Source organism: Photobacterium galatheae (assembly GCF_000695255.1).
GTDB classification, from domain to species: domain Bacteria; phylum Pseudomonadota; class Gammaproteobacteria; order Enterobacterales; family Vibrionaceae; genus Photobacterium; species Photobacterium galatheae.
In genome coordinates, this window is sequence record NZ_JMIB01000003.1 from 22,714 (window position 1) to 41,387 (window position 18,674).

Annotated in this window: 23 protein-coding genes; 6 read left to right on the top strand and 17 right to left on the bottom strand. The window is 49.0% G+C overall.

The genetic code is table 11. The features are described from left to right. Positions 1 to 302: 302 nt before the first annotated feature. The 5 genes from EA58_RS01180 to EA58_RS01200 form a co-directional block, all read right to left on the bottom strand. Entirely contained in the window at positions 303 to 866 is a 564-nt protein-coding gene (locus EA58_RS01180; protein ID WP_036748183.1) for a sugar O-acetyltransferase, read from the bottom strand. 27 nt (positions 867 to 893) lie between these two features. After that, a complete protein-coding gene (locus EA58_RS01185; RefSeq protein WP_036747993.1) occupies positions 894 to 1,403 on the bottom strand; it encodes a GNAT family N-acetyltransferase in 510 nt (169 codons plus the stop codon). A 1-nt stretch (position 1,404) separates the two neighbouring features. Further along, positions 1,405 to 1,827, bottom strand: a complete 423-nt coding sequence (locus EA58_RS01190) for a GNAT family N-acetyltransferase (RefSeq protein ID WP_036748185.1) — start codon at positions 1,825 to 1,827, stop codon at positions 1,405 to 1,407. A gap of 147 nt (positions 1,828 to 1,974) precedes the next feature. Further along, positions 1,975 to 2,751 (bottom strand): type I methionyl aminopeptidase, encoded by a 777-nt coding sequence (gene map / locus EA58_RS01195; RefSeq protein ID WP_036747994.1) that lies wholly within the window; start codon positions 2,749 to 2,751, stop codon positions 1,975 to 1,977. Continuing rightward, positions 2,738 to 2,950, bottom strand: a complete 213-nt coding sequence (locus EA58_RS01200) for a ParD-like family protein (RefSeq protein ID WP_036747996.1) — start codon at positions 2,948 to 2,950, stop codon at positions 2,738 to 2,740. The genes map and EA58_RS01200 overlap by 14 nt, the downstream gene beginning before the upstream one ends. A gap of 170 nt (positions 2,951 to 3,120) precedes the next feature. On the opposite strand from EA58_RS01200, the gene EA58_RS01205 reads away from it, so the two are divergent. From EA58_RS01205 to EA58_RS01215, 3 genes are all read left to right on the top strand, one after another. Continuing rightward, positions 3,121 to 4,287: a glutathionylspermidine synthase family protein gene (locus EA58_RS01205; RefSeq protein WP_036747999.1), complete on the top strand. Its 1,167-nt coding sequence runs from the start codon at positions 3,121 to 3,123 to the stop codon at positions 4,285 to 4,287. Positions 4,288 to 4,374: 87 nt separating this feature from the next. Next, positions 4,375 to 4,617 (top strand): hypothetical protein, encoded by a 243-nt coding sequence (locus tag EA58_RS01210; protein ID WP_036748001.1) that lies wholly within the window; start codon positions 4,375 to 4,377, stop codon positions 4,615 to 4,617. 129 nt (positions 4,618 to 4,746) lie between these two features. Continuing rightward, positions 4,747 to 5,205, top strand: a complete 459-nt coding sequence (locus EA58_RS01215; protein WP_036748003.1) for a GNAT family N-acetyltransferase — start codon at positions 4,747 to 4,749, stop codon at positions 5,203 to 5,205. 131 nt (positions 5,206 to 5,336) lie between these two features. On the opposite strand, the gene EA58_RS01220 is transcribed toward EA58_RS01215, so the two are convergent. From EA58_RS01220 to rimK, 11 genes are all read right to left on the bottom strand, one after another. Then, positions 5,337 to 5,993: a Qnr family pentapeptide repeat protein gene (locus EA58_RS01220; RefSeq protein ID WP_036748004.1), complete on the bottom strand. Its 657-nt coding sequence runs from the start codon at positions 5,991 to 5,993 to the stop codon at positions 5,337 to 5,339. 371 nt (positions 5,994 to 6,364) lie between these two features. Beyond that, entirely contained in the window at positions 6,365 to 6,658 is a 294-nt protein-coding gene (locus EA58_RS01225) for an antibiotic biosynthesis monooxygenase family protein (protein WP_036748005.1), read from the bottom strand. A gap of 25 nt (positions 6,659 to 6,683) precedes the next feature. Then, on the bottom strand, positions 6,684 to 7,106 hold the full coding sequence (locus EA58_RS01230; protein WP_161781011.1) for an ASCH domain-containing protein: 423 nt from the start codon (positions 7,104 to 7,106) through the stop codon (positions 6,684 to 6,686). Between the two features lie 62 nt (positions 7,107 to 7,168). Then, a complete protein-coding gene (locus EA58_RS01235; RefSeq protein ID WP_036748007.1) occupies positions 7,169 to 7,612 on the bottom strand; it encodes an NUDIX hydrolase in 444 nt (147 codons plus the stop codon). 97 nt (positions 7,613 to 7,709) lie between these two features. After that, entirely contained in the window at positions 7,710 to 8,042 is a 333-nt protein-coding gene (locus EA58_RS01240; RefSeq protein ID WP_036748189.1) for a DUF3332 family protein, read from the bottom strand. A gap of 203 nt (positions 8,043 to 8,245) precedes the next feature. Beyond that, positions 8,246 to 8,641, bottom strand: coding sequence for a DUF2391 family protein (locus tag EA58_RS01245; RefSeq protein WP_036748009.1), 396 nt, complete (start codon positions 8,639 to 8,641; stop codon positions 8,246 to 8,248). Positions 8,642 to 8,742: 101 nt separating this feature from the next. Further along, positions 8,743 to 10,137: a magnesium transporter gene (locus EA58_RS01250; protein WP_081819518.1), complete on the bottom strand. Its 1,395-nt coding sequence runs from the start codon at positions 10,135 to 10,137 to the stop codon at positions 8,743 to 8,745. 11 nt (positions 10,138 to 10,148) lie between these two features. Further along, the gene (locus tag EA58_RS01255; RefSeq protein WP_051641828.1) at positions 10,149 to 10,739 is read right to left on the bottom strand and encodes a mechanosensitive ion channel family protein; all 591 of its coding nucleotides are present in this window, start codon (positions 10,737 to 10,739) and stop codon (positions 10,149 to 10,151) included. Beyond that, positions 10,739 to 11,695, bottom strand: a complete 957-nt coding sequence (locus EA58_RS01260) for a CorA family divalent cation transporter (protein ID WP_036748012.1) — start codon at positions 11,693 to 11,695, stop codon at positions 10,739 to 10,741. Before EA58_RS01260 ends, EA58_RS01255 begins: the two co-directional genes overlap by 1 nt. A 51-nt stretch (positions 11,696 to 11,746) precedes the next feature. Then, positions 11,747 to 12,790 (bottom strand): succinylglutamate desuccinylase/aspartoacylase family protein, encoded by a 1,044-nt coding sequence (locus EA58_RS01265; RefSeq protein WP_036748015.1) that lies wholly within the window; start codon positions 12,788 to 12,790, stop codon positions 11,747 to 11,749. Continuing rightward, positions 12,777 to 13,682 carry a 30S ribosomal protein S6--L-glutamate ligase gene (gene rimK / locus EA58_RS01270; RefSeq protein ID WP_036748018.1) on the bottom strand — a complete coding sequence of 302 codons (906 nt, stop codon included), beginning with the start codon at positions 13,680 to 13,682 and terminating at the stop codon, positions 12,777 to 12,779. The genes EA58_RS01265 and rimK overlap by 14 nt, the downstream gene beginning before the upstream one ends. Before the next feature lie 330 nt (positions 13,683 to 14,012). Here rimK and EA58_RS01275 point away from each other — a divergent pair, with 330 nt between their 5' ends. After that, on the top strand, positions 14,013 to 14,993 hold the full coding sequence (locus EA58_RS01275) for a DUF3187 family protein (protein ID WP_081819519.1): 981 nt from the start codon (positions 14,013 to 14,015) through the stop codon (positions 14,991 to 14,993). Here EA58_RS01275 and EA58_RS01280 read toward each other — a convergent pair. Beyond that, on the bottom strand, positions 14,965 to 15,876 hold the full coding sequence (locus EA58_RS01280; RefSeq protein ID WP_036748197.1) for a LysR family transcriptional regulator: 912 nt from the start codon (positions 15,874 to 15,876) through the stop codon (positions 14,965 to 14,967). The genes EA58_RS01275 and EA58_RS01280 overlap by 29 nt on opposite strands. Positions 15,877 to 15,995: 119 nt before the next feature. Between EA58_RS01280 and EA58_RS01285 the strand changes: the two genes are divergently transcribed. Together EA58_RS01285 and EA58_RS01290 are read left to right on the top strand one after the other, a co-directional pair. After that, positions 15,996 to 17,090, top strand: a complete 1,095-nt coding sequence (locus tag EA58_RS01285) for an HlyD family secretion protein (RefSeq protein ID WP_051641829.1) — start codon at positions 15,996 to 15,998, stop codon at positions 17,088 to 17,090. Next, a complete protein-coding gene (locus EA58_RS01290) occupies positions 17,083 to 18,666 on the top strand; it encodes a DHA2 family efflux MFS transporter permease subunit (protein ID WP_036748020.1) in 1,584 nt (527 codons plus the stop codon). The genes EA58_RS01285 and EA58_RS01290 overlap by 8 nt, the downstream gene beginning before the upstream one ends. Positions 18,667 to 18,674: the final 8 nt, after the last annotated feature.

Consider the following 18,674-nt stretch of genomic DNA (forward strand, 5'->3'; position numbering starts at 1 on the left):
GCGACAAGGCATTTAACTAGAGCATCTCCAATGACACTAAAGCAAATTGAGAGCCATGAGTTAAGAAAAAACTGACTCACCTTAAGAGCATAATGAATTATTAAAAAGTGTATTGCTTGCCCCTAAATTGCAAGAATAACCAGATGATAAAAGTTGTTTGCATCAATATATCCGGCCTATTCGCGAGCAATCTTTATACTCTGGCCTTGATGGAATCCGCACATCACGGTCCGAATAAAGCTTTCAGTCACGACGGACTATTTTTATTCAGGCTCCAGTGATGTGGGATTAACTGTAATAATTCAGACCGGTGCTGAAGGCGTAATCGTTTTGATCACCCGGCAGGGATTGCCAACCGCGACACTGTTATCCGGAATGTCTTTGGTTACCACGCTACCCGCACCAATCACACAATTATGACCAATACGAATGCCCGGCAGAACCGACACATTCCCGCCCAGCCAGACGTTATCACCAATCCAGACCGGTGCGCCGTCTTCAGTTTTTAATCGCTCCATCGGATCAATCGGATGCGTTGCAGCCGAAATCATCACATTCGGGCCGATGAATGCATTCTCCCCAATGGTGACCTGACATACATCCAGAATCGTCAGGTTATGGTTTGAGTAGAAATTCGGCCCGAGTTCAATGTTGTAGCCATAATCACAATAGAAAGACGGCTCCATATGGGCATCCCCACGGAATTGAACCCGCTCGGCCAGAATCGCCATCCGGGCCGCCATATCGCTCGGATCAGCCAGATTGAAACGGTGACACATGATTTTGGCTTGTTTGCGATCATTCACCAGTGCTTCATCCCGGGCATTGTATTCCAGCCCGGCCATCATCTTTTCTTTTTCTGTCATCTGTTCAGACACCGCGCCCTCCTTCTCTCACAGTGCGACACCATATAAAGTCAGATATCCGCCATTCGGCAAGGGTTCCTGATTTCCCTCAAAACTGAATCCCAGCCGGGTCAGCAGGCTGATGCAACGCGCATTCGCTGAATCCGTGATGGCCACCAGCCGGCGCAACGCCATTTTCTCACGCGCGAAAGTCATCATCGCCTCTGCCGCTTCGAAAGCGTACCCTTGCCCTTCAAAAGCCGGTAAATAGCCGTAACCCAAATCGATATCTTCAAGGCTGTCTCGCTTGATCAGGCCACAAATGCCAATCGGCGTATCATCATCTTGCAACGCAATTCGAAACAGCCCCATTCCAGCCGTTTGATACATCACCATCAGGCTTTGTGTCAGATATTTGTATGCATCTTCTTTCGAATACAGCTGTTTATCGCCGACAAACCGTTGAAAGCCCGCGGTGTTGTACAACTCAAAAATAAAATCTGTATCCGATTCAGTGAGCGGACGGATGGTCAGACGTTTTGTGTGAATCGATACCATGTCATTCATCCACAAGCGATTTGATCATGAAATGTTTATTCGAATGACGCGGAAAATCCTCCAGCGTCATCACGCAGTGATAGCCCTGTTTCTCGTAAAACGGGCGCGCCTGAAAGCTGAAAGTATCCAGTAGAACAGAGTGGCAGCCCTGTGCTCTGGCATACGCCTCAACCTGCGTCAGTAATTTGCCGCCAATCCCCTGATGTTGCAAGCTTGAGTCCACCCAGAGAAAATCAATCTGCAACCAGTTCCCCCAAACCGCACCGCTGATCCCACCCAGTTTTTTACCTTGTTCGTCCTGATAGAAACATGCCACTGGCTGATGCTCAATCTGACCAAGATGCGGCAGATTATGCGCGCGCAATCCCTCACGAATCGCCAGCAGATCGTCATCTGCTGGTTCGGTGGTGAATGAAAAAGACATGACCATCGTACTCCCTGATGCTGTGTTCAATTCTGAGCACAATGCTGACTTTACGGATAAATTTCAAGACGATCAGTTTTTCGACGGTATAAAAAAGGCAGCCGGATAGAGAATGGGCTGCCTGGTCATTGATGTCGTAGCAATTGCTCAGAGGCTTTGTTCTTCCGCTCTGAGGGTCAGCACTTCATAGCCGGTGTCCGTCACCAGAATCGTATGCTCCCATTGTGCAGACAATTTTTTGTCTTTCGTGACCACAGTCCAGCCATCTTTTTTGGTTTTGGTTTTGAACGTGCCTTCATTGACCATCGGCTCAATGGTAAATGTCATCCCCGGTTGTAAACGCAGCCCCCGTCCTTGATGACCCACGTGAAGCACCTGCGGGTCTTCATGCATTTCACGGCCAATCCCGTGACCACAATATTCACGAACAACGGAATAACCATGACTTTCTGCATGCTTTTGAATCGCATAGCCGATATCACCGAGCGTCGCACCGGGCTTCACCTGTTTGATTCCCTGCCACATGGCCTCATAGGTACATTTCACCAAACGCATGGCGCGAGGTTCTACATCACCGATACAGTACATCTTGCTGGAGTCCGCGATAAATCCATTTTTCTCCAGTGTGATATCCACATTGATAATATCCCCCGCTTTCAGCAAGCGGTTTTCATCCGGCATACCATGACACACCACTTCGTTAATTGAGGTGTTCAGCACGTAAGGATAATCATACTGGCCTTTACTGGCAGGTCGTGCAGACAGTTCACCTGTAATAAAAGTGTCGACCTTGTCGTTAATTGCCATGGTCGACACGCCCGCAGCAATAAAATCATCCAGCATTGCAAAAACCGACGCCAGCAACCGGCCAGATTCCCGCATCAGTTCAATTTCTTCAGCCGTTTTCAGATTAATTTTGTTCATGTATTAATTCCCGAACGGATTCTGCATCGCTCAGAAGCAACTTACGAATCAGCTCGTTATAGGTCAGGTTAGGATTCATTTCCGCCAGCAGACCCATCTTGATCCAGAATTCAGCCTGCGCATTAATTGAGCGTGACATCATCTGACTGGCTTTCCGGATTTCCTCATGCAGTTCATCCGAGATTTTCACGATTCCCATGATTTGGCTCGATAATATATGATTGATATACGGATTGTATATGTAATATATAAAGCATTCAATGGAATGCGATCAGGATCTAAGTCAGTCTTTTCAGACACGATCAGGCTTTGCTTTCTGCGAAGAGCCGCACAATAATATCGCTCTGTATTTCATATTCGAGCAGTAGCATGATTCAGGTACCCATTACTCCCCGTCCCAATTGGAAAAACCTCGCCGACGAATTTGGATTTCGTTTTCATACACTGGATGGTGAGCCGTACTGGATGGAAGACCGTTACTACCAGTTCAGCCTGAAACAGATTGAAGAAGAACTGGAAGCGCCAACCGCCGAACTGCATGAAATGAGTCTGGAGGCTGTCGAGCGGGTCCTGAAAGACGAAGTTCTGCTAAGAAAATTTCAGATCCCAGAAGATATGTGGGATCTCATCGTCAGTTCCTGGAAACAGAAAGCACCCAGCTTATACGGGCGACTGGATTTTTCCTATGATGGCAAGCAACCCGCAAAATTGCTTGAATTTAACAGTGATACGCCGACGTCCCTGTATGAAGCCAGCTTCTGGCAATGGCTGTGGCTGGAAGATCAGGTCAATGCCGGCAAACTGCCAAGACGTGCCGATCAGTTTAACCTGATTCAGGAACTCATGATTCAGCGAATGGCAACGTTAGGCAACTATCAACCCGGACAAACACTGCATTTCTCGTGTTGCCGCGACAGCATCGAAGACAGAGATACCGTTCAGTATCTTGAAGATTGCGCCAAAGAAGCCGGCCTGAAAATTTCGTTTGTTTACATTGAAGATATTGGCGTGAATGAAGACGGGGAATTTACCGATCTGGACGACAACCCCATTCGCTGGATGTTCAAGCTGTATCCCTGGGAGTTTATGTTCCGGGAAGAATATGCAGCCTATCTGAAAACAGCGAACGTGAACTGGCTGGAACCCATGTGGAAAAGCATCAGCTCAAATAAAGCCATTCTGCCGCTGTTGTGGGAAATGTTCCCCAATCACCCGAACCTGCTTCCCGCTTATTTTTCCGATGACCCGAAGGCTGCTGGCCTGACCAATTTCGTGAAAAAGCCGATTTTCAGCCGGGAAGGTTCCAATATCAGTGTGCACCGTGGCGGTGAATTGCTCCAGCATGAACCGGGCCCTTATGGCGAGGAAGGCTATATCGTCCAGCAATACACCCAGTTGCCACGCTTCGGAAATAATCACATGCTGATTGGCAGCTGGCTGATTAATGATGAACCGGCTGGCCTGACCATTCGAGAAGATGTGGGTTATATCACCAAAGATACATCGATGTTTATCCCGCATATTATTCTGGATTAAGACAGTGCCCCCCTGACGGCGGATATTTCCGCCGTCGAATATATAAAAACAAATCGGTCACATGGTGATCAAATATCAGAAGCGTCTATGAAACATCTGTTACTCCGTGTATTCAGCCAAGACGATAACGGAGTAGAGCTGGGTGTCATCACCAGAAGTGAACTGGAAGATATTATCGCATTCGACCCTCATGAATCGTATATTTCTGAACTGGAAAACTTTATGTTTCCAGATTGCCTCACCATGCATAAAAAGGTTGATTTTTCTGCTTTGGAAGACACACTGGACATTAAATTGCATGAATCCATTGTAGATTATTATTTTAGCTAGTTCATATGAGCGATGGCGCCAGTCATTCATTTGAAATGGCGTCATATCACCAAAACTCGGAATCAGGATGACCAAGACTGGCAGATATGAAACAATCGTCCATGCCATTGATAACAAATACAGGATCGTATGAACGAATATCTGAAGTTAGATTTACTAACTCTTGAACAGCTATCGAAAGACGCTGGCAAGCCGATTGACGAAGCATTATATCTACAATCCCTCCACAAAGCGGATCAAGACGGACTCCTGTTTGAATGTCGAAAACAGGGGATGCTTCAGGGTTATTTCACACTCAGAAAGTTAGAAGAATCAACCTGGTTTATCCCGATGTTCGTCGTTCATCCACAGCACCGAAATAAAGTCGTCTTTACATCTCTGTTTTCGCAACTGGCTCGTTTTATCAGCAAACATTCCATTCAAAAACTCGTCAGTAATGTACTGAGAAACAATACGTTGTCAGTCAACTTTCACCAGCGACTCGGGTTTGCCGTGACGCGAGAAAACGGACTGGGGTATGAATTCCAGTTAATTATCAATAACAAGGTGCTCTCACAGTGGAAGCACCTTGAAAAAGATCGTGAATAAGCAATGATGACCATTCATGACTCAAAACTTGCTGGTGTTTAACCGCATGAATCATTTAAAAATCAGTCTCCGATTCAATCATCTCGGTTATCTGACTCAATCTTGATGATACGCCGACCAACACCACCCAGTCAGTCCGGTAATACAATCACACCCAGCGGTTGCAGCAGTTGCTCTTGTTGCCAGTCGCAAATTTTCACGCCACTTAAATCAACCATTCTTGGGTCAAGCCCGTCCAGTTCTGAATGACTGAGATCGGCCCCCTGAATGGAAAATTGCCCCCAGCTGTCTTCTGAGAATACGCTTCGGCTCAGGTCTGATCCTTTGAACGATGCGCCTCGCAGGTTTGCACCCGTCCATTTATTTTCAAATAAATCACATTTCTCAATGCATTGCCGCTCAAAATTGGTATAGGACAAATTACACCCGGTGATATAAGCTGCGCAAAAATACATCTGATGACTGATTTGATTGACAAAACTTGCCTGAATGAAATTCGCCCCTTTCAAGTCACAGTCTCTCAATTCAATGCCAATGCAATTCGCCCCTTTGAAATTTGCCAGAGATAACTGACAGTTTTTAAAACTTGCTTCCCGCAGGTCACAATAATCGAAATGACAACCCTCTATCGCCCCCTGTTCAATAAAGAGACAATCTTCAAATTGCGTCTCTCTCAAATTCGCTCGACTAAAATCACAGCGATAAAATTTACAGCGCTGGAATAATCGATGGCTCAGATCCTGATGAGAAAAATCAGTCTGTTCAAATATTTTATTTTCTTTGGTCATGCGTTGTCTCCTGAAAGCCCGGGCCAGAGACTAACATTGAAGAACCGCACCACAAAGAAAAACAACCCCTTTAAAAACAGCAATTTAAGGTCCGCTCAAATCGCTATTTTAAGGCATCAAATCAGCTCATAGGGAAGTGTTCGAAGAGATAAACGAGCGCTTGAGTGAAGAAAAAAGTTTCGCTGAATACAGCGCGATACAGAGATTATCTTGTTTTCCTGATATACATCCGTTTTCGGCATGTACCGAAAGACGAATGGATGCATCTTTTCTATTTCAGTTTGCCATTCGAGTTTACGATTCAAAGTGCGAAAACAAGACAGAATGCAGTCAGTCCCGCCAACTGCACCACTGGACTCAAGTGCTGTCCCTTACTCCTGGAAGCTGTACCGGCGTTTCACTTCCACGACCTCAACCGTATAAGAGGCATACCATTTTTCACGGCCCAATTGTTGCGCCAGCGCGTGCTGGCTGTCTTTGTGCCAGTTTTGGATATCCGCTTCTGAATTCCAGTAAGAGATTGCGATTTCCTGATCGCCTTCAGTCACTGCGATAAAATCCTGGCAGTCGTACTTTGTAAATGCCAGATCCCGCATCACTTTCACCATCTCTGAGTAGTGGCTGTCCTGCTCACCTGTTTTTGCTTTAAAAATCACTGCAAACATTGCTGCTCCATTGCTGATTATGGGGTTATCGGTTCAAATTGTTCACTTTGGGCGTGGCGGAAGCTTCCATCTCACAAGCAGCCACGGCTTTGACTTCCGACGCTGAAAGCGAATAAAACTTTCGTTTTGCCATTGCTTTGACGGGTTGGTTTAGCTTTCTGACATTGCCCAGTTCCCAGGCAACATACCCCGCAACAAACTCAGATTCATCACACCCGGCTTGCCGGCTTTCTGATTGAATCCAGGGTTTACAGCCGACAATATCAACAATCGCCACCACAGCACCGTTTGGATCCGTCTGCCCCTTCTGAGTTAGACGAATCTCGTTCTGCACCAGCGCAATATTCTTCATTGGTAAGGTTTCGGGTTGCCAGGAACGAATTTCTAACGTCTTCTGGCCACTGGCTATCTTTTCTCCCCAAGGGGAGACTACAGAGAATGCTTTCAAATTTCCTCCCTGAAAACGCATAAAAAACGGCGGGAGAACCGCCGTTCACAATCAATAATGATTTACTCGTTCAACACCCGTTGCTGCGCCTGCAATGCCACATCAGCAACCTTTTCTATCAGGTCATTTCGTTGGCTGACAATTTCTGAAACCGACATCCAGCGGCAGTCACTGGCATCATCGCCCGGTTGTAATTCTCCGGTCAGATAGCGACAAAGTACAGGTACCAGAATAAAGTGATGATGCCGGTTGTCGGCGTCGAATTCATTCACCTCAACCACTTCCAGCAAGTGTTCTGGCTGCGCCTGAACACCGGTTTCTTCCCTGAGTTCACGCACCGCAGCATCACGCAGGCTTTCCCCAGGCCAGACTGAACCGCCGGGAAATCCCCAACCGCCTTTTTGAGGTTCATTTTTACGTTGCACTAAAATCAGCCGATCGGCTTGATAAGTAACCGCAAGGACGGCGACTTTGGGTGTGGTAAGAAGATGTTCTGGCTCTGTCATAGTTTGCTTCCAAAAATATCTCAGAGCGCCATGATAAAACATGTTGGAGAGCGAGCCTACCTTCCGGCCCCATGCAGGCCGGAAAGCAAAGAATGCTTCAGTTCAGTGGTTGAATGGGGGCTTTCTTAAACTCTGGATCGAGTTGATCATTAATTTTGATGTAGTCTTTCCCTTTCGCATCGTAAATTGACGGCTGCTGTGTCACCACGTTTTGACCCGTCCAAAACTCAATTGGATTCAGAACCAAGTAGTCTGCAACCGTTGTCAATGCATATACGGGAGACATCAGAATCGTCAGGCCGCCCCGAGCGTAGCGGTTATCCACTGCGTCCATGTTCAATTCCATCGTGGCTTGCGTGGCTGCCATTTGCCCGGCACAGCCGGTCAGTAAAGACACCAGAGAAACGACAACAAAAGCTATTTTTTTCATTTTTTACCCTCATCAAAAGCAGGCGTGAATTCTACAGACAGGCTTTTGAATGAGAATAAAAGAAGTGTCAAATTCTTTACAAATTCAGCTTTCATTCAGTAAAAAATATCGTTCTATTGACTAATTAAAAATCGTTTTCTCTTTTTCAGCACCGAACAAAGTATCGGTTACAAATATATAACGATTTGTTATCAGTGACCGCGCTATTCCTTATCAAAACTATCCACGATAATTGCCCCCATTGAAGCCGGCATGGCAATGACAAACGCACGTTTCACTGCGATAACCCAGTTATCCAGAATCGGAAATTGATTCAAAGAAAATAGAATTAAGCAAACCACCAGATAAGTGATCAAATAAGCACCAAATACCCGGACCAGAAACACCGGAACACGTCGGTGAATATTCTGACCAAACATGGATTGATAGGCATAGAGACCAATAAAGACCAAGGTGATTAAAACCAGTACAGTCAGATTCAGAAGCGGTAATGTTTCGCTTAATTGCCAGGCTTCTTCAGAAAAGGAGATGGGGACGCCCAAGGCAAAGGCACCAATGACAATTTGCCCCAGATCTTCAGTATTGAATTTCCAGTCCATCGCCCGTTCTCCATCCACTTTGCTGGCAGATAAGCTGAATTGACTGCCGGCTGTTCAGGCAGCCATCTCCCCTCCGGGATTCCAGAGGGGGAAGACACACATTAGCCGAGCAGAAACAAGCTGCCCAATCCCAGGAATGTAAAGAAACCCACCACATCGGTCACTGTGGTCAGAATGACTGAACCCGAGAGTGCCGGATCAATTTCATATTTATCGAGAATAACCGGAATCACGACGCCAGAAATCGCGGCCACCACAATATTAATGGTGATCGCCGTAGCAATCACACCGCCAATCGGCACACTACTGAACCAAAACGCAGCAATAATTGCGATCACAATCGCCCAGAGCACGCCATTCAAACAGGCCACCAGCAGCTCTTTCTTGGCCAGCGACCAAACGTTACCAAAGGTAATCTGCCCCATCGCCAACCCACGGATAATCAGCGTCAGGGTCTGACTACCGGCAATCCCTCCCATTGATGCCACAATGGGCATCAGAACCGCCAGCGCGACCACCTGACTCAATGTGGCTTCAAACAGCCCTATGGTCCAGGACGCCAGAAAAGCCGTCAACAGGTTGATGCCCAGCCACAGCGCGCGGCGTTTGGCGCTGAGCCAAACGGGCGAGAACAAGTCTGTATCCTCATCCAGACCGGCACGGGCCATCAGCTTTGCTTCATAAGATTCACGAGTAATTTCCATCGCCAGTCGCAAGGTCGCCCGTCCGACAAATCGCCCGTTTTCATCCACCACAGCCATCGCAGCCTGATCGGAGTGCTCCAGACGCTCGGCGGCATCATCCACATCCATCTCTGCATTCAGCGGGGCCGCAATATCATCCTGTAAGGTATCCACTCTGGCCTGCCCGTCTGCCGCCAGCAGCACATGCAGGGAAACCTCACCTTTGTACAAGCCTTTCTTATCAACAATGTACACCCGGTCCAGCATGGGGTGTTCTGCTCGGCGAACTGCCCGTAAAGCTTCCGCAACCCGGGTATTCGGCGTTAACATCACCAGATTGTGATCAACATAACGGCCGATGTGTTCTTCATCATACTGCTGACTTTGCTCATACCAGGTTTTCTGATCCTGGCTCATCTTTGCCAGCGCAAAATCCACCAGCTTATCTGACAGACTCTGCGACAGCTCGATCAGATCTTCAGCATCCAGACCATGCAGCATTGCCCGCAGATCCGGCATGCTGAGATTATCGATCAGGGTACTCCGGGCATCCCCCCGCATGGCAACCAGCACTTCCACCCGTTGTTCTGGTGCGACGGTTTGCCAAATTGCCAGACGCTCCCCCATCGGCAGGGATTCGAGCAGCAGACCGAGTTCCGAGGTTTCCAGCGCCTCTGACGCTTCATGGAAGATCCGTTCCTGCTCTTCATCCTGCGCACGGTTCAGATCCTCAACCCATTGACTGAGTTCCTGTTGAGGCAGCAGCTCTTTTACATCAGCATTTACATCTGAATTGTTTTCTTCTTTCGTCATATTTTTTCTTTTTATCGTGATGACTGCGGGTTGACCTGAGCAGCCTCCGGCTGCGATGCACCCTCAATGTCCGGTGTAACCGTATCTGTCAACCGGGTCAGTTTAATCACAGGTTTTAGCAAAATGATGTTATTGGGATAAGTCACCAGACTCCCATCAGCACGCTGAATCAGCACATGAAACATGGTGATATCCTGAATCACCCCACTGATATCTTCATCTTTATCGACCACCTTCACCATGTCACCGATACGATACGGAAACACAAAAAAGATCAGTACGCTGGCCGTCACATTGCTCAGCATGGACCACTGGGCAAACAACGCCACGCCCAGCACCGCAAAAGCGGATGAGAAAAACAGTGAGATGTCACTGTAGCCCAGTCCCAGACTGATCACGGCAATACTGAACAGAACAAAAAACACGGCCGAAGACAGGACCCGTGAAATAAATTTCACTCTGACTTCACTCACCATTTTTGTCTTGCCCAACCTGACCAGCCAGAGATTCAGCACACGCTTAGCAATGGCGTAAACCACCAGAAAAGTCAGAATGATAAACAGGTTATAAGTGAGCCTGCTCTCGATAACCGCTTCCAGCATTAAAGAAATTTCATCCTTCTCAACAGAATAATTTCAAACAAGGTAATGGCGCCCAGTGCGATACAAAAGGCCCAGAATGCCGCCGCAGAGTCCACCCCGGGCATGCCGCCGATATTAACCCCCAGCAAGCCGGTAAGAAAGCTGATTGGCAGAAAAATAATCGAGATCAGCGATATCAGATACGTATTTCGGTTCACTTTTTCTGACTGAATCTGGCTCAGATGAAGATTGACCACCTGAATTTGTTCAATGTAAAAGTTAATGGATTCATTGATTCGAATCACCAAATCCCGACAGTTCAACAAAGGTATACGCCAGGCTTCTAATTCGTACATTTCCGACTGAATCAAATCATCCAGTGCGTAACGCTGGGGCGTCAAAAAACGCCGGATTTTCAGCAAACGCTTATTCAAATCAGCCAGTGACTGACTATCGGCTTCATCCTGGTGCTCTGCGTCATACTCAATTTTTTCCTCAATCGGATCGAGAAAGATTTCAATATTGCGGTTCAGTTTATCAATGATGGTAATGAGTAAGGCAAACAGATTCGCCGGCCCCTTCCCAGCTTCGTACTGATGGCGGGCTTCCGCGATCGCCCTTGACGGATACTTCCGCGTCGAAATCAGACTGCCTCTGAAATAGAGAAACCGAATGCTCAGCATATCATCCGGATTCGTTCCTTCGTTCAGGTTGATTCCCCGAAGGATCAACAGAAAAATATCGTCTTCCAGTTGTTCAAACCGTGGCCGTGTATCATCGGCAAGCAATACCGAAGCAATTGATGAAGGCACCCCTACCGCGGATAACCATTCTGGCAAGCCGGCAGCATCCCGCTGACAGTGATACCAGCAATTTTTTTCCAGTTGCTCACAATCAGCCAGCGTCAGCTTCTTCGGCGTTTCTCCTAATTGCCAGCCATCAATAAACCATGCACCATCATATTCAGAAAGACCCATGAGACGCGCCTCCTCTGCGCGAAAAATTGAAGACCTGAATGACAGAATTGCTTAAGTGATATCCACTTCATCACTGACTTCATCAAGAAAATTCTCAATGTGTTGCTCAACTTCTGAACTGGCACCTTTACTGAAATAGGCCAGATGAAACACTGCATCCCCTTCATTCACCAAAGGCAACATTTGCTGACCAATGACAATGCCATCCCTGGGTGCCACCATGGTATCTTCACCCTGGCCCAACGGCGCACTGATATAGGCCAACGCCTGCCCTTTGATGACGCGTTCACCAAGCGCGACAACACAGCGAACAATCCCGTTTTGCTCGGCCCGCACCCAGCTGCTGGAGCGGGCGATAAACGGAGAGGCCTTTTCTTTCTTGCGACTGACCCGGCGAATCATCCCCAGCATTCGCATCACGCCGACCACACCTTTCACCGCAGCGGCAATCACCAGCGGTTCAAAGCGCAACGCTTCTCCGCCTTCATAAGTGATCACGGGGATATTTTCTGAATCCGCAACAGCACGTAAAGAACCGTCGCGGATGGCTGCATCCAGAATTACTGGGGTTCCGAAGGCATGCGCCATCGCAGCGCTGGCCTCATCCTCCAGATTCGCTCTGACCTGCGGCAAATTCGCCCGATGAATCGCTCCTGTATGCAAATCAATAATATGCGTACACTTTTTGACTACGTGTTCACTGAATTGATAAGCCATTCTGGCTGCGGTCGACCCTCGTTCTGAACCGGGAAAACAGCGATTCAGGTCTCTTCTGTCTGGTAAATAACGTGATTTATGAATAAATCCGAACACATTCACCACTGGCACTGCAACCAAAGTGCCGTGCAGTTTCATGGGGGCAACTTTATTCAGCAGTTGCCGGACAGCTTCCACACCATTCAGCTCATCGCCGTGAATTGCAGCACTGACCAGCAACACTGGCCCCTGATACCGGCCATTCACCACGTGAACAGGAATGTTCAACGGTGAATGGGTATAAAGTTGCGCCGCTTCAAGATCAATGGTGGCAGATTGCCCGGGAGGCACTTCTGTGCCCATAAATTCGATGACTTTATTTGATTTAGCCTTTGCCACTCGTGCGCGTCCTTTGCGGTTTTGCAGTTGATTCTATGTATTGGATTATCATACCGGCGATATCCTTACCAGTCGCCTGTTCAATCCCTTCCAAACCTGGGGAGGAGTTCACTTCCATCACCAGCGGGCCCCGCTGAGACCGCAGCAAATCGACTCCGGCAACCCGAAGGCCCATCACTTTCGCGGCCAGTACTGCTGTTCGTCGTTCCTCTGGCGTGATCCGTACCAGTGACGCTGAGCCACCCCGGTGCAGATTTGAGCGAAACTCCCCTTCTGCGCCCTGACGCTTCATGGCTGCGATCACTTTATCGCCAATCACAAAGCACCGGATATCCGCACCACCGGCTTCTTTGATGTATTCCTGCACCATAATGTTGGCGCGCAGGCCCAGAAAAGCCTCAATGACGCTTTCTGCCGCTTTGCGGGTTTCTGCCAGCACCACACCAATGCCTTGTGTCCCCTCCAGCAGTTTAATCACCACTGGGGCCCCACCGATCATTTCCAGCAGGTCATCAATATCGTCTGGCTTACTGGCGAAACCGGTAATCGGCATCCCCACCCCTTTGCGGGACAGTAACTGAAGTGAACGCAACTTATCGCGTGAGCGGGTAATCGCGACAGACTCATTGACTGGGAATACCCCCATCATTTCAAACTGCCGCAGCACCGCACAGCCATAAAAGGTCACGGATGCGCCAATTCTTGGAATAATGGCATCGAAGCCAGAAAGATCCTGACCTTTCGCGTGAATGGAAGGTTTATCCGAATTGATGTTCATGTAACACCGCAAGGCATCGATCACTTCAACCTGATGGTCTCTCTCCTGACAGGCCTCAATCAGTCTTCGGGTTGAATAGAGTTTCGCATTGCGGGAAAGAATACCGATTTTCATGGTTACTCCAGTAGAACACGTGTTGTCGTCGTCATGTATGGGACAGCCAGCGCTGAAGGAAAATGACCCGGAGCCAGACCTAAGTCGTCATCGCTACATGATCTGCCCGCATCATGGCTGCCTCACGACGTGAAACCTGCCAAGGCCGGTCAGGTTGCAAAGCTGAGGCACCGCCCGGATCTGCTGCTGGCTATACTCCCCCTATGCTCAATACGCCTAATGAAGGCTGAAGTTCAGCCTCAAAGAAACAATAGCTCTCAATAGCTTAGCTGAAAATAACGTGCACGAAGGAATGAAGCACACCCCGTTTCAATCTGTGCCTGGAAATATATGGTCGATTGCTGTGCTCTGAATCTGGCAAAAACTCTGCTCATCGGTGGCAGCCTGTGTCATTTTGTCTGGGCTGCGCCCACTGCGACGCAACAAGATTTCGGCCCCCTCAAGACCTATGCGCAGTCTCCGTTGCAGTCCACCAGCCTGAGCCCGCAACTCAGAAGCGGTTTTGCACTGCCTGCAGACAGTCTGGAGTTTTACGCGAATACGACGGCATCCAGCATCTGGGCAGAAACAGATGAATACCGGGCCGACTATTATCAATCCACATTCAGTACCGGACTGATGTGGCAGATCACAGAAGGATGGCAACTGGAGCTGGATGCCAGCTGGCGGATTGCTCTCGACACTCATTTAGATAATCTGACAATGGGCTTTCACAAACTGTTCGGCATCGACCCAAACGGCAGAGATAACGTACCGAGGCACAGTTTCGAGATCTCCATCCCGGAATATGATGTGGCATATTCAGACTTTAAAGGCGAAACGCTGTCCCGCACGTTTACCCTGTACAGCGGATGGCAAGTGGTTGATTATCCAAATGAATCCCTGTCGATTGGTGTCTCACTTTATTACAATTATGTCGGTTCCGGTCCGTTCCACACGCACAATTTTGAACAGGCACTTCAGCTCAACTATAGCTATCATCAGGCACGCCACCGCTTTCATGCCATGTTTGGCGGAGTGTACCGCAAAAATCCGGCAGCCCTGATCCCCTACAACGAGCTGACCTATGCCGCTGCCGCCGGATGGCAATACCAGTTCAACGGACCCCACCGTTTTTTGCTGGAATACCATTTTTACGAAGGCGCATCAGAAGCGACTTCTGCCCTGTCACAAGCCTCCAATGAGATTCTGACCGGTTACCGTTACCACTTTTCATCCAGTGTGCTGGAACTGATCCTGACCGAAAATGTATTCAACATGGACAACAGTCCGGATGTCGCCATTACTTTGGGCTACCGTCAGCGTTGGTAACGGCTTCAAAACGCGCGAGCAGGAAATCAATAAACAAACGCAATCGCTTCGGAATGAGTTCTCTCTGCGGATAGACAAAGCTGATGGGTACGACCGGCGATTGCCAGTCCGGTAGAATCCGGATCAACTCTTTTTTATCCAGATGTTCCCGGCAGATAAACTCCGGCAACATGGCAATCCCCAGTCCGTCCACGCAGGCTGAAACCGCCGAGGTAATGGTATTCACCCGAAAACGGTAAGGCAGATCAATCTGCACATTCTGATGATCTTTCTCCAGTTCCCAAGCGTTCAGCTTCACCGCATTGAAAATTTTGATCTGATGATGCGGTGCTGCCAGATCCGCGGGGGTCATGATTTCCCCGTGCGCAGCCAGATATTCCGGACTGGCAACCAGAATTCGGCGGGAGGAATGAAATGGTCTGGCGACCATCCCTGAATCATTCATATCACCGACCTGCACATACAAGTCTATTCCTTCGGCTATCAGATCGACTTCCCGGTTGCTCAGTTCAAGATGCAGACTGACATGCGGATAGCGTTTGAGAAACTCGTTCATGCTTTTCCCAAATACTTTCTGACCCAGCTCGACTGGCATCACAACATTCAGTCGGCCACGAATCAATTCCTGATTTGCCGAGACTTCCAGTTCAGCCTGATTGGTAATTTCCACCACCTGACGGCAGGAGCGATAAAACGTTTCTCCTTCATGGGTCAAAACCAGATTCCGTGTACTTCGGGTCAGCAACCGAACCCCGAGATCTTTTTCCAACGCTGCAATTTTCCGGCTGAGGGTTGATTTAGTGATATCCATCGTTGCAGCGGCCTGCGTAAAACTGCCGCATTCCACCACCTGAGCAAACATCGCCCATGCATTTAAATCCATCTCACCCCCCAATTTGTTCAAAACTTGCAACAGTGTTTTCGATTTTTCCTATCTAATCAACCAATACATATTTTTTTACAATTCTTGCCCAAACATAAATCACAACAATCAGAGTACTCATGGCTGAACAATCCTCCCCAAAATCTTCTCGCCTTCCTTTTGTTGCAACGCTCGTGCTCGGGGTGATGGCCGCTTCCGTCGCTGGATACTGGTATGGGTATGGGCGTTATTTCCAATCGACAGACAATGCCTATCTGCAAGGCGAAATCACCAATATCAGCCCAAAGATTGCCGGATACATTCAGGAAACCTATGTCAGTGACAATGCGCAGGTCAAAGCGGGTCAGTTGCTGGCCACCATTGACGATCGGGATTACCAGGCTGCGCTGGAAAAAGCCAAAGCGAATCTGGCTGTCACTCAGGCCGCTGTCACGAATCTCAATGCTCAATCCCAGCTACAAAAAACGGTGATCCGTCAGGCTGCCAGTCAGGTTGATTCTGCTCAGGCTGACGTCGAGCGCGCCCAGCAGCAAGCCAAAAGAACCCGATCGCTGCTGGCAAAGAGCTATTCCTCGCAAGATGAAGTGGACGATGCCAGCTCGCATCTGAAAGTGAGCCAGGCAGAACTGGAAGCCGCCAACGCCAGTCTGCAAGCTGCCCGGGATCAGCTTCAAGTACTTGGCAGCCAGAAAAATCAGGCAGAAGCCTCAGTCAGCGAAGCAATGGCGCAGGTCAAACAAGCTGAACTGAACCTCAGCTATACCCATATTTATGCGCCGGTTGATGGCATCATCGGGAAACGCAGCCTCCGTCTTGGTCTGTATGTCCAGCCGGGCATGCCGCTGCTGAGTCTGGTGCCGACGCATGATGTGTGGATTGAAGCCAACTTCAAGGAGACGCAGCTCGCCAAGATTCATCAAGGGCAGCATGTCGAAATCGAACTGGACGCTTATCCGGGACAGACACTGGACGGGATTGTCGATAGCTTTTCTCCGGCCACTGGCGCAAAATTTGCCCTGCTTCCTCCCGAAAATGCCACAGGGAACTTCACCAAAATCGTGCAGCGTGTGCCGGTGAAAATTGTGATTCCGCATCCAGAGCAACTGAAAGGCCAACTCTTGCCCGGACTCTCTGTCATCACAACCATTGACACCCGTACGGCTTCAACACAGTCCCCTGAAACACTGGCCAAAGCCGAGGTTGCCCATGAGTGAGCAGGCACTGACACCACCGGTCTCTGCGCCGGTTCAGCAAAACGCCGATGCCGTGCCGCGCCGCCATTGGATAGCGCTGCTGGGTGGCATGCTGGGTGCTTTCATGGCCATTCTGGATATTCAGATCACCAACTCATCCCTGAAAGATATTCAGGGCGCGCTGTCGGCCACACTGGATGAAAGCTCGTGGATCTCCACCTCCTATCTGGTGGCAGAAATGATTGCCATTCCTTTAAGTGGCTGGCTGTCCAGATCGCTGGGAACCAGACGATACTTGATTGGCACCACAGTTATTTTCACGATTGCCTCCCTACTGTGTTCCATTTCCTGGAATATGGGATCGATGATCACATTCCGGGCCATTCAGGGGTTCAGTGGTGGCGCACTCATCCCCATGGCTTTTTCGCTGGTCGTTCAGTTGCTCCCCATCCATAAACGGGCAATTGGCATGGCAATGTTTGGGATCACCGCAACATTTGCACCGTCTATCGGCCCGACACTGGGCGGCTGGCTGACAGAGCATCTGTCCTGGCATTACATCTTTTACATCAACCTGCCGCCGGCTTTGCTGATGCTCGCTATGCTTCGTTACGGGCTGGATGATGAACCGATGAATCTCGACAGCCTGAAAAAGGCTGACTGGACAGGCATCTTGACCATGGCCATCGGCCTGGGAAGTCTGGAAGTGCTGCTGGAAGAAGGGAATCGTGAAGACTGGTTCAGCTCACAGTTGATTCTTGCATTGGCCGTCATTGCCGGCTTAAGCCTCGTCGCTTTTGTGATCACCGAATTGCGTCATCCCAGACCACTGGTGAACCTTCGGCTCCTTCGTAATCCGCATTTTGCCATGTCGGGACTGGCCTATCTGATCCTGGGGATGGCGTTACTGGGTTCGATCTATGTCCTGCCTTTGTATCTGGCACAAATTCAGCAATACAATGCTCTGGAAATCGGTAAAGTCTTGATGTGGATGGGTTTTCCGCAGTTGTTGCTGTTCCCGCTGATCCCCAGACTGACCCGGCTCATCAAACCTAAATATCTGGTGGCATTTGGTTTTGTGATGTTCGGCCTGAGCTGCTATGTCAACACGCACATGAGTCAGGATTTCGGCGGACAGCAAATGATGCTGTCCATGCTGCTCAGAGCCTTTGGCAGTCCGTTCATTATTGTGCCCCTGTCACTGGTTGCCATGCAGACCATCGAAAAAGCACAGACACCCGATGCCTCCACCATCACCAATGTGCTGCGCAACTTAGGCGGCGCATTCAGCATCGCCCTGATCGCCACCATGCTGGATAACAAAGCCCGGGAACATCTGGCGCACATCAAAGCCAGTCTGCCCAGTGTCAGCAACGATGCCTGGCACCAGCTGGCACAGCAAGCCGGCCAGTTTTTGCAGCAAGGCACAGATAACACAACAGCGATGCTGAAAGCCAAAGTCAGTCTTGCGCAAAGCATGCAAACCGACGCTTACATCATGGCCTATAACGATGTGTTCATCATGATGACGGGCTTTCTGGCATTTGCAGCTATTTTGATTTTGTCACTGCCAGATGCAGAAGCGGCAAAAGCGTAATACAACCG